Source organism: Pseudomonas oryzihabitans (genome assembly GCF_024652905.1).
Classification (GTDB): domain Bacteria; phylum Pseudomonadota; class Gammaproteobacteria; order Pseudomonadales; family Pseudomonadaceae; genus Chryseomonas; species Chryseomonas benzopyrenica.
Genome location: NZ_CP102428.1, coordinates 2,665,783 through 2,679,374, shown reverse-complemented (window position 1 = coordinate 2,679,374; position 13,592 = coordinate 2,665,783). Strand labels below are relative to the sequence as shown.

Annotated in this window: 12 protein-coding genes; 10 read left to right on the top strand and 2 right to left on the bottom strand. The window is 66.7% G+C overall.

Annotation, left to right across the window (positions count from 1 at the left end):
- Positions 1-19: 19 nt before the first annotated feature.
- Positions 20-1,054, bottom strand: a complete 1,035-nt coding sequence (locus NRG74_RS12390) for a quaternary amine ABC transporter ATP-binding protein (protein ID WP_184291758.1) — start codon at positions 1,052-1,054, stop codon at positions 20-22.
- Between the two features lie 342 nt (positions 1,055-1,396).
- Here NRG74_RS12390 and NRG74_RS12385 point away from each other — a divergent pair, with 342 nt between their 5' ends.
- The 5 genes from NRG74_RS12385 to NRG74_RS12365 all read left to right on the top strand — a co-directional run bounded on the left by NRG74_RS12385 (position 1,397) and on the right by NRG74_RS12365 (position 6,768).
- Positions 1,397-2,362 carry a LysR substrate-binding domain-containing protein gene (locus NRG74_RS12385; RefSeq protein WP_257704131.1) on the top strand — a complete coding sequence of 322 codons (966 nt, stop codon included), beginning with the start codon at positions 1,397-1,399 and terminating at the stop codon, positions 2,360-2,362.
- Between the two features lie 108 nt (positions 2,363-2,470).
- Positions 2,471-3,814, top strand: a complete 1,344-nt coding sequence (locus NRG74_RS12380) for an MmgE/PrpD family protein (RefSeq protein WP_257704129.1) — start codon at positions 2,471-2,473, stop codon at positions 3,812-3,814.
- Positions 3,815-4,035: 221 nt separating this feature from the next.
- Positions 4,036-5,271, top strand: a complete 1,236-nt coding sequence (locus NRG74_RS12375) for an aromatic ring-hydroxylating oxygenase subunit alpha (protein ID WP_160923593.1) — start codon at positions 4,036-4,038, stop codon at positions 5,269-5,271.
- Between the two features lie 141 nt (positions 5,272-5,412).
- Positions 5,413-6,426 carry a GlxA family transcriptional regulator gene (locus NRG74_RS12370; RefSeq protein ID WP_093250807.1) on the top strand — a complete coding sequence of 338 codons (1,014 nt, stop codon included), beginning with the start codon at positions 5,413-5,415 and terminating at the stop codon, positions 6,424-6,426.
- A gap of 186 nt (positions 6,427-6,612) precedes the next feature.
- The gene (locus tag NRG74_RS12365; RefSeq protein ID WP_085984310.1) at positions 6,613-6,768 is read left to right on the top strand and encodes a hypothetical protein; all 156 of its coding nucleotides are present in this window, start codon (positions 6,613-6,615) and stop codon (positions 6,766-6,768) included.
- A 73-nt stretch (positions 6,769-6,841) separates the two neighbouring features.
- Here NRG74_RS12365 and NRG74_RS12360 read toward each other — a convergent pair whose 3' ends face one another.
- The gene (locus NRG74_RS12360; protein WP_257704126.1) at positions 6,842-7,741 is read right to left on the bottom strand and encodes a DMT family transporter; all 900 of its coding nucleotides are present in this window, start codon (positions 7,739-7,741) and stop codon (positions 6,842-6,844) included.
- Positions 7,742-7,838: 97 nt separating this feature from the next.
- Between NRG74_RS12360 and NRG74_RS12355 the strand changes: the two genes are divergently transcribed.
- The 5 genes from NRG74_RS12355 to NRG74_RS12335 all read left to right on the top strand — a co-directional run bounded on the left by NRG74_RS12355 (position 7,839) and on the right by NRG74_RS12335 (position 13,567).
- Positions 7,839-8,699 (top strand): LysR family transcriptional regulator, encoded by an 861-nt coding sequence (locus tag NRG74_RS12355; protein ID WP_257704124.1) that lies wholly within the window; start codon positions 7,839-7,841, stop codon positions 8,697-8,699.
- A gap of 174 nt (positions 8,700-8,873) precedes the next feature.
- Positions 8,874-10,064 carry an MFS transporter gene (locus NRG74_RS12350; RefSeq protein ID WP_257704122.1) on the top strand — a complete coding sequence of 397 codons (1,191 nt, stop codon included), beginning with the start codon at positions 8,874-8,876 and terminating at the stop codon, positions 10,062-10,064.
- A 182-nt stretch (positions 10,065-10,246) separates the two neighbouring features.
- Entirely contained in the window at positions 10,247-11,452 is a 1,206-nt protein-coding gene (gene sbcD, locus NRG74_RS12345) for an exonuclease subunit SbcD (RefSeq protein ID WP_257706591.1), read from the top strand.
- A gap of 100 nt (positions 11,453-11,552) precedes the next feature.
- Entirely contained in the window at positions 11,553-12,392 is an 840-nt protein-coding gene (locus NRG74_RS12340; protein WP_093250794.1) for an SRPBCC family protein, read from the top strand.
- Positions 12,392-13,567, top strand: a complete 1,176-nt coding sequence (locus NRG74_RS12335) for a zinc-dependent alcohol dehydrogenase (protein WP_064308622.1) — start codon at positions 12,392-12,394, stop codon at positions 13,565-13,567. The genes NRG74_RS12340 and NRG74_RS12335 overlap by 1 nt, the downstream gene beginning before the upstream one ends.
- Positions 13,568-13,592 lie beyond the last annotated feature (25 nt).

Genomic DNA, 13,592 nt, shown 5'->3' with positions numbered 1-13,592 from the left:
CAACAAAGGAAAACAGCGATCAGTGGCCGCCGAGATAGCTCAGCAGGCGACCCTGGGAGATGCAGCCCTGATAGGCGCCGGCGGCGTCCACGACCGGTACCGGCGCGCTGGCCCGGGCCACGGTGCCGAAGATGTCCTTGATCGGCGTGTCCGCCGTGATCGGGGTTTCGCGACCGGGCATATAGACGATCTGCGCATCGCGCTGGGCGATGTCGCCCGCCTTGAGGATGCGGCTGGAATCGAAGCCATTGAAGAAGGTGCGCACGTAGTCGTTGGCCGGATTGCACAGCAACTCGCGCGGGGTGCCGATTTGCACGACGCGGCCGCCTTCCATGATGGCGATGCGGTGGCCGATACGGACCGCTTCCTCGATGTCGTGGGAGATGAAAATGATAGTGCGGTCCTGCTGCTGCTGCAGCTTGATCAGCTCGCCCTGCATCTCGTGGCGGATCAGCGGATCGAGGGCCGAGAAGGCTTCGTCCATCAGCAGGATGGCCGGATCGTTGGCCAGCGCCCGGGCCAGGCCCACGCGTTGCTGCATGCCGCCGGAGAGCTGGTGCGGATAGCAGTATTCCTGGCCGGCCAAGCCCACCTGGCGCAGCGCGGTGATGGAGCGGCTGTTGCGCTCCTTCTCGGCGACGCCGCTGATCTGCAGACCGAAGCCGACGTTCTCCAGCACCGTCATATGCGGCATCAGGGCGAAGGACTGGAACACCATGCCCATGTCCTTGCGTCGTACCTGCAGCAGGTCCTTGTCGTTTAGCCCGGTGATTTCCCGACCGTTGAGAAAGATGGCGCCGGCGGTGGGCTCGATGAGGCGATTGAACAGTCGCACCATGGTGGACTTGCCCGAGCCGGAGAGGCCCATGATCACGAAGATCTCGCCGCGCATGACCGAGAAGCTGGCATCGAAGACGCCGATGACCTGACCGGTCTGCTCGAACACCTCCGCCTTGGAAGCCCCCGCCCTGACCAGTGCCATGGCGGTATCCGCCTGGGAGCCGAACACCTTGTAGATGTTGCGGACCGAGATGATTTCGTCGGAGCGGGTCATGCCATGCCTCCTTCGCGCCCAGCACAGGCAGTCACCACCGCTGTGCAGTTCTGATTGATGAGAGATGCTGGGCAGAGGTAATGGGTGTCTGTCTTCACGACGGCGGTCCCTTCTTGTTGTTCTTGTGGCCCTCGGAACGGGGCTTTTCAGCAAATCTATAAGCTGACCCCGGGCAAATCCAACAACATTTCCAGCCGCGATTTGATAACGTCACGTTATGATTTCGCTGAGCGCGTCAGGGGTGTCGCCGTGAGATATGCCGGCTGTCTCCAGGGGCTCTAAGGTCGGGTGGTCGCGGCCAATAATGGCTGCCAGCTCTTTTTCCGCTCATCGAGAGTCACGATGTCCAAACCCGTCGATCCCGATACGCTGCTGCTGAAGATGCCGTCGTTGCGCGCGGTGAAGGCTTTTGTCGCGGCGGCCAAGTACGCAAGCTTCACCCGGGCCGCCGAGGCGCTGTGCGTGTCCCAGGCGGCGATCAGCCGGCAGATCCGCGAGCTGGAGGGCTATCTCGGTGCCCAGCTGTTCAGCCGGGTCGGGCGGGCGGTGGCCTTGACTCCGGCGGGCGAGCTGTTCTTCGATGCGGCCCAGTTATCCTTCGTCAACATCGCCCAAGCCGCCGAGCGCATCCGCAGCAACCAGACCGCCAGGCACATGCTGACCCTGTGCTGCTCGCCGGCCTTCTCGGCGCTGTGGCTGTCCCAGCATCTGCCGGACTTCTTCGCCAGCCATCCCGAGATCGAACTGAATCTGGTCACCACCCAGAACTTCCTGGCCATGGAGCCCGGGGTGCAGCCGGACGTCTTCATCACCAAGATGCCCAAGGTGCGTGATGGCTATCGCAGTACGGCGCTGTTCCACGACATCATCTATCCCGTGTGCTCGCAGCTGTATCTCGAACGCCATCCGCAGATCAGTACCCTCGAAGGGGTTCGTGACGCGGCCCTGCTCAACCTCAGTCCCTATGGTCGCTCCCAGGTGGCCGAGCACGTCGACTGGGGGGTGTGGCTGGCCTTCCAGGGGGTCGATCTGGACGAGCGTCCGGCGGACAGTCCGCCGCTGTTCAATGCCAACGACTACAACCTGATCATCGGCATGGTGCTGACCCACCAGGGCATCAGCCTGGGCTGGAATCACCTGGTGGCGGCGCTGCTGGAGCAGGGCCAGCTGGTGCGACCGATCCAGGAGCAGGTGGTGCTGCGCAACAGCCGCCACTACCTGTCGATCCGTGAGGACGCGGAAGACAGCGAGGCGGTGCGGCGCTTCCAGCAGTGGCTGCTCGGTCGCCTCGGGCGAGCGCCTGCCTGACCTGCGGTTATCCTTTTCCCGGCGAAAAGGTCGTTGGAGCTGCGGCGTGACCCTGACTCATTGTCTGTTGACGGCCGACTTCGGCAGACAACAACAAGGAGCCCGCGAATGTCGCTATACGCCTTTTGCCAAGCCTTCTCCCTCGACCAGGTACCCGCCCCTACCCGGGCGATCCTGCAGAAGAGCCTGCTGGACATCCTCGGCACCATGGCCGGGGCGGTCTCCAACGCTACCAGCCAGACCCTCTATGGCTATGCGCGCAAGCACTATCCCGGCGGCGAGTTCCTTGCCCGGTTGCCCTTCGATGGCACCCCGGTGAATCTGCTGGGCGCGGGCTGGGCGGGCGGTTTCACCGCCGACAGCCTGGACGCCCACGAAGGCCACTTCACCTCCAAGGGCCATGCCGGCGCCACCGTGGTCCCAGCGCTGCTGGCCCTGGCCGACGCCCTGCACGCCCAGGGGCGGACGATCAGTGGCCGCGAGCTGCTCGAAGCCCTGTGCCTCGGCTACGAGACCGGTCTGCGCGCGGGCGTCGCCCTGATGGCCACCTCGCCGACCTACCATGCCTCCGGTGGCTTCTCCGGCCTTGGCGTGGTCTGTGGCGGAGCCCGCCTGCTGGGGCTGGACGAGACCACCTTTCGCCATGCCCTGGGGATCGCCGAATACTTCGCGGCTCGTTGCCCGATGATGCGGCTGATCGAGCATCCCACCATGCTGCGCGATGCCCATGGCGCCGGCGCCTATAACGGCCTCAATGCCCTGCTGCTGGCCCGCGAGGGCGTCACCGGGGCGCCGGCGGAAACCCTCGAAGCCGAGTCCGCCAGTCCTTTCTGGCGCGACCTGGGCCACCGCTGGGAGATCGATGCCCAGTACTTCAAGCCCTGGCCCGTGTGTCGCTGGGCGCAGCCGGCGCTCACCGCCATGACCCGGCTGCGCGCCGAGCATCCGCAGCTCTGCGCTGAGTCGGTGGCCAGCGTGCGGGTGGAGACCTTCCAGGAGTCCAGTTGCCTGCAGGGGCAGCGCCCGGCTAACGCTGACGAGGCCCAGTACGCCCTGGCCTTCCCGCTGGCGGCGCTGATCGCCCGAGGTCGGGTCGGACCGCAAGAGGTCACCGGGGCGGCGATCGACGCGCCGGACATCCTCGCGGTGAGCGCACGGATCGAGATCGTCGAAGCGGCGGACCTGTCGGCGCGCTTCCCGGAGGAGATCCTCTCGCGGGTGACCGTGCGCCTGAGCAATGGCGAAGTCTTCACCTCACCCATCACCGCGGCCCTGGGCGATCCGCAGCAACCGCTGACCCTGGCCGATATCGAGGCCAAGTTCGAGCTGTTCGCCGGGCAGAACCTCGCTGCCGGCGCCCGTGCCGAGCTGAAGCGTGCCGTGCTGGAACTGGAGCATTCGCCCCTGGCCATCGAGGCCTTGGCGCCGCTGTTCATCCCCTGGGATCGATAACCCCAGCGCATGCTTTGCCCGCCCGAAATGTCGTTTGTGACGGGGGCGGGCCGCGGCCTAGGCTGCGACCATCAGCGTATCCCCGAAGCCACCTCAGGCCTGCCTCGTCGCCTGCCAGTCCGCGACGACCGCCCTTGCGTTTCGAGCGTCGCTGCGCCGTCCAAGAACAACAACAGCCCAACCGACTCCGCTCTCGACCTGACTTTTGAGGACACCTGACCATGACCCCCACGCAAGCCGTCATCGACCTGATCGCGCAACGCCAACCCCGGCACTCGCTGCCCCGCGAGCTGTACAGCGATCCCGATGTCTATCGCCAGGATCTCGAACAGCTCTGGCACCGCGATTGGGTCTTCGCCGGTCACACCTTCGAGATTGCCAAGCCCGGCCAGTACTTCACCCTGCAGATCGGCGACTATCCAGTGGCGGTGGTGCGCAGCAAGGACGGCCAGGTGCGCGCCTTCCACAACGCCTGTCGCCATCGCGGCGCCAAGGTCTGCGAGCACGAGCGGGGCAAAGCGGCCAAACTGGTCTGCCCCTATCACAAGTGGACCTACGAGCTGGACGGCAACCTGCTGTTCGCCGGCAACATGGGTGCCGATTTCGACAAGACCCAATACGGCCTCAAGCCGGTACATGTCGAGGTGGTGGAAAGCTTCATTTATGTCTGCGTCGCGGCCAAGGCGCCGGACTTCGAATCCTTCCGCGCGGCGGTCAAACCCTTCATCGCGCCGCACTTCCTCGACCACTGCAAGGTCGCCTTCACGTCCGACCTGATCGAGCGCGGCAACTGGAAGCTGGTATTCGAGAACAACCGCGAGTGCTACCACTGCGACGGCACTCATCCTGAGTTGATGAACTCCTTCGTCGAGAACCTCTCGGTGGCCGGCGTCGGTAGCGAGGACGATCCCGAGCTGGCCGCCCATTGGGCCCGCTGCGAGCGCGCCGGGATGCCGAGCAAGCTGGTGATGGACATTCATGGCCGCTTCCGCATGACCCGCATCCCACTGTCGGCCGGTGCGGTGAGCTACACCCTGGACGGCAAGCCAGCCGTGGCCGGGCGCCTGGACCAGAGTGGCGAGCCGGACATCGGCGCATTGCTGTACTTCAACTACCCCTCCACCTGGAACCACTTCCTCGGCGACCACGCCCTGAGTTTCCGCGTGTTGCCACTCGGCCCCAACGAAACCCTGGTGACCACCAAGTGGCTGGTGCCCGAGTCCGCCGTGGAAGGGGTGGACTATGACCTGGAGCGCCTGACCAAGGTCTGGATCGCCACCAACGACCAGGATCGCCGGCTGGTGGAAGGCACCCAGGCCGGGGTGAATTCGCCGTCCTACGAGCCCGGCCCTTACTCGGAAGTCGCCGAGAACGGCGTCTGCCAGTTCGACGACTGGTACTGCGCGACCATGCTGGAACGGTTGCGGGGGCCGATCCCGCTGAAATCGGTAGGCTGATTGCGCCAGTCGGGTGCCCGTCCACAACGCGATGGGCGCACGGAGCAGGTCGCTTGCGACAAGGTTGGTGGCGGTTCTCTCGCCAGGCGAGAACGCAGCTTTCGGCTAGCATGAGCCCAAGGTCGGAGAAGGCAGCAAAGCGTGATCGATTCAAGAACCTTTGGTAGCGGTATCCAGGGCAAGAACTACCTGCAGTTGCAGTCGACGCGGCCGCGACCGGAGTTTTCCCGGCTGGTCGGCTTCATCCTGCTCGATCACTTCTCCCTGCCGTCCTTCACCCAGGCGCTGGATACCCTGGTGACCGCCAACCTGCTGGCCGCCGGGACCTTCGCCACCCAGACCTACAGCCCGACCGGCGCCGAGGTGCTCAGCGACCTCGGCATCGTCATCCGTCCGGATGGCGACTACCGCGCCGTGGAGCAGGCCCGCTTCGACCTGCTGGTGGTCTGCGGCGGGCTGCGGACACCGCTGGAGCTGGATCCGCGGCTCAAGGCGCTGCTGCTGCGCGCCGCCAAGCAGCAGGTCACCCTGTGCGGCCTGTGGAATGGCGCCTGGCAACTGGGTCAGGCCGGGGTACTGGACGGCTATCGCTGCGCCATCCATCCCGAGCACCGCGGCGCCTTCAGCGAGCGGGTGCGTGGTTGCAAGACCTCGGCGGAAAGCCATGTGCTGGATCGTGACCGCCTTACCGCCGCCAGCCCCAGCGGCGCCTTCCACCTCTTTCTCGAATGGATCGGCGCCCAGTGCGGCAGCGCTCTGGCCGATGGCCTGGTCAATATCCTGGCCTTCGAGGAATCGCGCTTCCGCCAGGTCAATCCGACGCTCAAGGTGCAGATGACCCCGCCGCTGCGCGAGGTGGTGACCCTGATGGAGGCCAACATCGAGGAGCCCCTGACCATCGAGCAACTGTGCGACTACGCCGGCCGCTCGCGGCGCCAGGTCGAGCGGCTGTTCCGCGAGCAGCTCGACACCGCGCCCATGCGCTACTACCTGGAGTTGCGCATCACCGAAGGGCGGCGCCTGCTGCAGCATTCCACCCTGTCGGTGCTGGAGGTGGCGGTGGCCTGCGGCTTCACCTCGGTCACCCACTTCAGCAAGAGATACTCGGCCTACTTCGGCTATCCGCCGTCCAAGGAGCGGCGGTTGAAGTACTAGCCTGCCGGTACGCCGCCAGGCAATGACAACCGTCGAGAAAACGCCTGCATGGCCTACTTCAGAGTGTTTCGTCGGTGCGCTGGAACGGCTGCGCGCCGTCCCGCTCGAAACATCACCCCCGGTGCAACACTGCCCGCATGATGCGTCGATGGGGATCCGAACGACCTACCAAGCCAAGGAAATCCCATGACCGATCCACGCAACGTCGCTCACGACAAGAAAGTGCAGCAAGAAAAAAAGCATCATGGTGAGGACATCGCCCCCGATGCCGAGCACGCGCCGCAACCAGGTAAGAAGCCTGCGCTCAAGGATCACGACGAGCAGGCTGACGAAAAGGAGTGAGCATGGGCGCGCCTCGTATCGAACGAGGCGCATGACGATGCTGACAGCCGTCAGCATCGCGTTCTGGAGACCCTCATCTGCCCAGCGCCGGCTCCAGGCGGCCGCTCCGCTCCGCCGCATTCAGGCACAGCAGCCCCGCCAGGGCGAACAGCAGGCCGAGCAGCATGCCCGGGGCCAGAGGTTCGTCGAAGCAGGCCCAGGCCCACAGCAGCGCCACCGGCGGGCTGAGATAGAGGGCGCCACTCACCGCCTGGGGGCTGCCCTGGCGCAGGCACAGCCAGTAGAGGCCGAAGCCGAGCAGGGTCGGGATCAGCAGCCACAGAACCGCCAGGGCGAAGCCAAGGGTCAGCGGTGGAGTCAGCGGGCCTTCCACTCCGGCCACTCCCAGCATCACCAGGCTACTGGCTGCGAGCTGGATGAACAGCTGGGTCCGCAGGGCCAGGCGACTGGGCGGCAGGCGACTCTGCACCAGGGTCGCCAGCGCCAGGGCCAGGGCGCTGCCCAGGGGCAGGGCATAGGCCCAGGCAGGCGCCACGCCCAGCCCCAGTCCGGCGCCGGTCGCGAGCAGGACCCCGGTCAGGCCCAGTCCCAGGCCGAGCCACTGACGTCCGTTGGTACGCTGGCCCGGCAGCAGGCAGCAGCCCAGGGCCACCAGCAGCGGCGACAGATCCGAGAGCAGCGCCGCCAACCCAGGTGAGACACCCAATTCGATGGCCTTGGCCGCCGGCCCTACCACTCCGGCGAAGGCCAGGACGCCAATACTCGCCTGCTGGCCAATGATCTTCAGGGGTAATCGCCGCACCTCGGTCCAGGCGAACGGCAGCAACAGCAGGGCGGCCAGCAGCAGGCGCCAGAAGGTCACCAGCAGGGTAGGGGCCTGGTCCGCTGCATAGCGATAACCGACGAAACCGGCGCTCCAGCACAGCACCAGGGCGAATTGACGCAACAACGCAGAAGACAGCTTAAGGGACATGACCGGACTCCAGGTGACGGGATGCCTTGAGCCTGGACCGGGGTGGTAATACAATCAAACGACATTACATGCAGCTATTCTTCGATAAAGGTGCATCATGCCTGCTTCCCTCGATATCGACGTCCTGCGCACCTTCCATACCATCGTCCGGCTGGGGCAGTTTCGCGCCGCCTCGCTGCAGCTCAACCGCAGCCCCTCGGCGGTGAGCAGCCAGATCCGCCGGCTGGAAGAGCAGACCGGCGGCCGGTTGTTCGAACGCGACAACCAGGCCGTGACCCTGACCCCGCTCGGACGTCGCGTACTGCTGGAGACCGCCGAGCTGCTGCAGGCCCACGACCGCATCCTCGCCGGTCTCACGGGGCAGCCGGTGGTGGGCGAGGTGCGCCTAGGTGTGGCCGAGGACTATGCCGCGCGCCTGCTCAAGGCTGTCTTCCCGCGCCTGCAGGGCGAGCATCCTGGCATCGTTCTCGAAGTGCTTACCGGCAATAGCGGCCAGCTCCGCCGCTGGCTTGGCCAAGGGCTGCTAGACCTGGCGCTGCTGGTGGGGCCGCCGCGCACCGACCGGGCGGATGGCCAGCTGTTCGGCCATACCCAGCCGGTGTGGGTCGCCGGTCCCGGTCTGCAACTGAGCCCGGACGCCAGCGTGCCTCTGGCCCTGCACGGCGAAGGCTGCAGCTATCGCGAGTTGGGCATTGATCTGCTGATCCGCCAGGGCCGGCGCTGGCACGCGGTGGTGACCAGCGCCGCCTCGTCGGCGCTGGAGGCGGCGGTCGAACTGGGCCAGGCCGTGGCCATCACCGACCGGGCGCGCATGACCCCGCCGATGCGCGAATTGGCGCCGGAGGAGGGCTTTGTACAACTGCCGGTGCACGAACTGCGGTTGGCCTCGCCACCGGGCGAACGCAGCCCCGCCTGCGCCTCTCTGGCCGGGCTGATCGCCGAGGATTTCCGGATCTAGCCCGGCGGCCCCATGTTTGACCGGACGGCGGCGCAGCCACTAAGGTGCCGCCCTTGGTGCGCCAACCCTGGCACCGATCGCACCCAGCCCCACCCCCGAGACACGCGGGATCAGTCCGCCCGTCCGGCCCGCTACAGCCGCTCCTGTCCGCTTTTCTGGAATCCTCCGCCTGTCATGAATGCCCCACCCGCCATCCCCCGTCTCATCTATCTGCTGGCCCTCACCATCTTCGCGCTGACCACCGCCGAATTCATGGTCGCCGGCATGATGCCGACATTGGCCGCTGATCTCGGCGTCTCCATTGGCCAGATCGGCTATCTGATCTCCTGGTATGCCCTGGGCATGGCCTTGGGCGGCCCACCCCTGACCCTGCTGTTGCTGGCCCTGCGCCTGGCGGAAAAGTCGGCGCTGCTATGGCTGCTGTCGCTCTATCTGGTGGGCGCCGTGGTGGCCGCGCTGGCGGCCAGTTATCTGGTGATGGCAGCAGGCAGGGTGCTCATGGGCGTCGCCAGCTCCGCCAGCATAGGGCTGTGCCTGACCCTGGGCGCCAACCTGGTCACGCCGGATCGTCGCGGTCGGGCCGCCTCGCTGATCCTGTCCGGCCTCATGCTGGCTCCGGTGTTTGGCGTGCCGGGTACGGTATTGATCGAGCAACAGGCCGGCTGGCGCGCCAGCTTCTGGGCGGTCGCCCTGCTGGCGGCCTGCTGCACCCTGCTGGTCGGTCTGTGCGTGCCCCGCTCACCGGCGCGCGCGGCCGGACAGTTGCGCGGAGAACTGGATACCCTGGTCAGTGCCCGGCTCTGGGCGGCCTACCTCACCAGCGGCCTGATCATCGGTGCGACCTTCGCCGGCTTCAGCTACTTCTCGCCCATCCTCATCCAGGTGACGGGTTTCGCGCCCACCACCATTCCCTGGTTGCTGATGGGCTATGGCCTCGCCAATGTGCTGGGCAATCTGCTGGTGGGCCGGCTGGCCGATCGCCATACCCTGAGGGTACAGGGCGTCGGCCTGGCGGTGCTGGCGCTGGGCTTCGCCCTGTTCGTCGGCTGCGCTGACAGCGCCGCGCCCAGCCTCCTGGCCCTGACCCTGATCGGCCTGACCGGGGTGGCGCTCAACCCGGCCATGGTCGCTCGGGTCATGGCCGCGGCCACGCCAGGCCCCCTGGTCAATACCCTGCACACCTCGGTGATCACCGCGGGCCTGGCGGTAGGCGCCTGGGCCGGTGGCGCGGCCATCGATGCCGGTCAGGGCCTGCGCGCGCCGCTGTGGGTCGGCCTGGGGATGGCGCTGCTGGGGCTGCTGAGTCTGCTTCCCCTGGGCTTGCAAAGGGATGCGGCAATCGCGGCACGGCCCTGCGCGGAGTGACCGCTCGGCCGTGCGTACCGGCACGGATTTCCCTCGGTGCAGCAGGAGGAGGATACTGCGCCTCTTTGCCGCTCTGACCGCCGATACCCATGGAAAACCTCCCGCTGTTCGATCTGCCCGCCGCTGTCCTCGAGGAAAAATCCAAGCCCAGGCGCGCCCGCAAGGCCACCGCTCAAGGCGGCCTGCGCCTGCTGCACACCTCCGACTGGCACCTGGGGCAGCACTTTCTCGGGCGCACCCGCGAGGCCGAGCATCGCGCCTTTCTCGCCTGGCTGGTCACCCAGGTGGAGGAGCAGGGGGTGGACGTGGTGCTGGTGGCGGGAGATATCTTCGATACCGCCACGCCGCCGAGCTATGCCCGCGAGCTGTACAACGGTTTCATCGTCGCCCTGCGTGGTACCGGTGCCAGCCTGGTGGTGCTGGGCGGCAACCATGATTCCGCCGCGGTGCTGGCCGAGTCCCGCGAGTTGCTGGCCTGCCTGGACACCCGGGTGATCCCCTGCGTCAGCGAGACGCCGGCCGATCAGTTGCTGGAGTTGCGCCGCCGCGATGGCGAGATCGGCGCGCTGCTCTGTGGCATTCCCTTCGTCCGCCCGCGGGACGTGGTGCAGAGCCAGGCCGGGCAAAGCGCCGCTGAAAAGCGCCAGGCGCTGCAACAGGCCATCCAGGGGCACTATGCCGAATTGCATGGTCTGGCGGAGGCGCGCCGCGCCGAGCTGGGCATGACCCTGCCGATCATCGCCACCGGCCACCTGACCACCGTGGGCGCCAGCACTAGCGAGTCGGTGCGGGAGATCTACGTCGGCAGCCTCGACGCCTTTCCCACCAGCGCCTTTCCGCCGGCGGACTATATCGCCCTCGGCCATATCCATCGACCCCAGCGCGTCGGCGGCCTGGAGCAGGTGCGCTACAGCGGCTCGCCACTGTGCCTGAGTTTCGACGAAGAGCGCGCTAAGCAGGTTCTGCTGGTGGAGTTCGGTACCGTCCTGGAGCGGGTGACGCCCGTGGCGGTGCCCTGTTTCCAGCCCCTGGCCGTGGTGCAGGGCAGCCTCGATACCCTGGGTGCGGCGCTGATCGAGGCCGCTGCCGATGGCCGTCCCGAGTGCCCGGTGTGGGCCGAGGTGGTGGTGACCGGAGACGACTACCTGGCCGATCTGCAGCCACGCATCTCCGCCCTGGTCGCCGAGTTGCCGCTGGAGGTACTGCGCGTCAGGCGCGCACGCAGCGCGATGGCGCCCACCCTGCAGGGCACCCAGCGCGAAACGCTGGAAGAACTCAGTCCCCTGGACGTCTTCAGCCAGCGCCTGGCCGAAGAGACCCTGGACGACGAGCTGCGCACCCGCCTGGAAGGGCTTTACCGCGAGGTTCTCGGCGAGTTGCCCGCCTGATCGCAACGAAACGCGTCCATCGGACCGCTTTTCGCCTTCGGAACAACGTCCCACGCGCTGGGGTCACCCTCTCTATGTAGCCCATACCGGAGGAGACCCCATGCACGACCTTTCCCAACCCCTCGCCGCCACGCGCCATGAGCGTTCCGACAACCAGGTCCCCAACGTCCAGGGTACCGAACGGGTGGTTTCCCTGCTCGGCGGCGGTCTGCTGATCCTTGGCGGCCTGCGCCGCGGTGGTCTGGCCGGCTGCGTGAAGATGGCGCTGGGCGCCATGGCCCTCAGCCGCGGGGTACGCCAGCGCTGCGAGCTCAAGGCCGCACTGCAGCCGTCGCCCTTCGAGCAGGCCTTGGGCGAACGCTGGGGCTGGCGCAATCCCACCGCCATCCAGCGCAGCGTCACCATCGCCAAGCCGCGTGAAGAGGTGTTCGCCTACTGCGCCGATCTGCAGCACCTGCGCGAACTGCTGCCGTTCGTCGATCGCATCGAGCTGGGCGCTGATGGCGACAGCCACTGGCATGCCTCCGGTCCCCTGGGACGCACCCTGAGCTGGACCCTGGAGCAGAGCGAGCGCCGCGAGAACGAGTTCCTGCTGTGGAGCACCGTGCCCGGCACCTTCATGGCGCACAAGGCCAGCCTGACCTTCAGTGACGCCCCCCAGGGCCGTGGCACCCTGGTGCAGGTCGTGCTGGCCTGCGAAGCCCCGGCCGGCCTGCTCGGTCATGCCGTCACCGAAGGCATCAGCCGCTTCACCGGCAAGGCGGTCAACCTCGGCCTGCGCCGCCTCAAGCAGCAACTGGAGACCGGCGAGATCGCCACCCCCGAGGTCTCGCGTAGCGGTCGCCCGCTGGCGCCGCCCCATCCGCCGGTGACTCGCCCGGCCGATGAACCCTCGGCTGACATCGACGCGGGCCTCGGCACTCCGGGGAGGGCGAACTGATGCGTGCCCTGACCTGGCAAGCCCCCAACCGTCTACAGGTGGAAACCGTCCCGGATCCGGAGATCCTCAATCCGCGCGATGCCATCGTGCGCATCATCATGTCCTCGGTGTGTGGCTCGGACCTGCACCTGCTGGGTGGCTATGTCCCGGCGATGAAACCCGGCGACATCATCGGCCACGAATTCCTCGGCGAGATCGTCGAGCTGGGCAGCAGCCTGCGCAACCAGGGCCTGGCCGTGGGGGATCGGGTGGTGACCGTCTCCATCATCGGCTGTGGGGACTGCGAGCACTGCCAGCGCGAGGATTACAACTGCTGCGACAACAGTAATCCCAAGCCTGAAATGACCGAACTGGCCTACGGGCAGCCCTGTTCCGGCATCTTTGGCTACAGCCACGCTTTCGGCGGCTATGCCGGCAGTCACGCGACCTACGTGCGGGTGCCCTATGCCGACGTCAACCTGTTCAAGGTGCCCGACGGCGTCAGCGATGCCCAGGCGGTGTTCGTGTCCGATGCCGTGCCCACCGGCTACTACGCCGCCGACATCGCCGACATCCAGCCCGGTGATACCGTGGCGGTCTGGGGTTGTGGTGGCGTTGGCCAGATGGCCATTCGCAGCGCTTATCTGCTGGGCGCCGAGCGGGTCATCGCCATCGATCGCTTCAGCGATCGCCTGCAGCTGGCGGCCGAGAAGGCCGGTGCCATCGTCCTCGACTACGAGACCACCAACATCCATGAAGCCTTGCTGGAACTGACTGGCGGGCGCGGCCCCGATCGTTGCATCGATTGTGTCGGCATGGAGGCCCATGGCACCCAGTTGGATTACGCCTACGACAAGACCAAGCAGATGCTGCGCCTGCACACCGAGCGCGGGTCGGCGTTGCGCCAGGCCATCCGCGCCTGTCGCAAGGGCGGTACGGTGTCGGTGATCGGGGTCTATGGCGGCTTGATCGACAAGTTTCCCATGGGTGCCATCGTCAACAAGGCCTTGACCCTGAGATCGGGTCAGCAGCCGGGGCAGCGCTATGTGGAGCGGCTGTTCGAGCACATCCAGAAGGGCGAGCTGGATCCGTCTTACCTGCTCACCCATCCGATGAGCCTGGAAGAGTCGCCCTATGGCTACGAGCTGTTCAAGTCCAAGGACAAGAACTGCATGAGGGCGGTGTTCATGCCTTGAGGGGCCGCCCGGCGATCCCAGGATC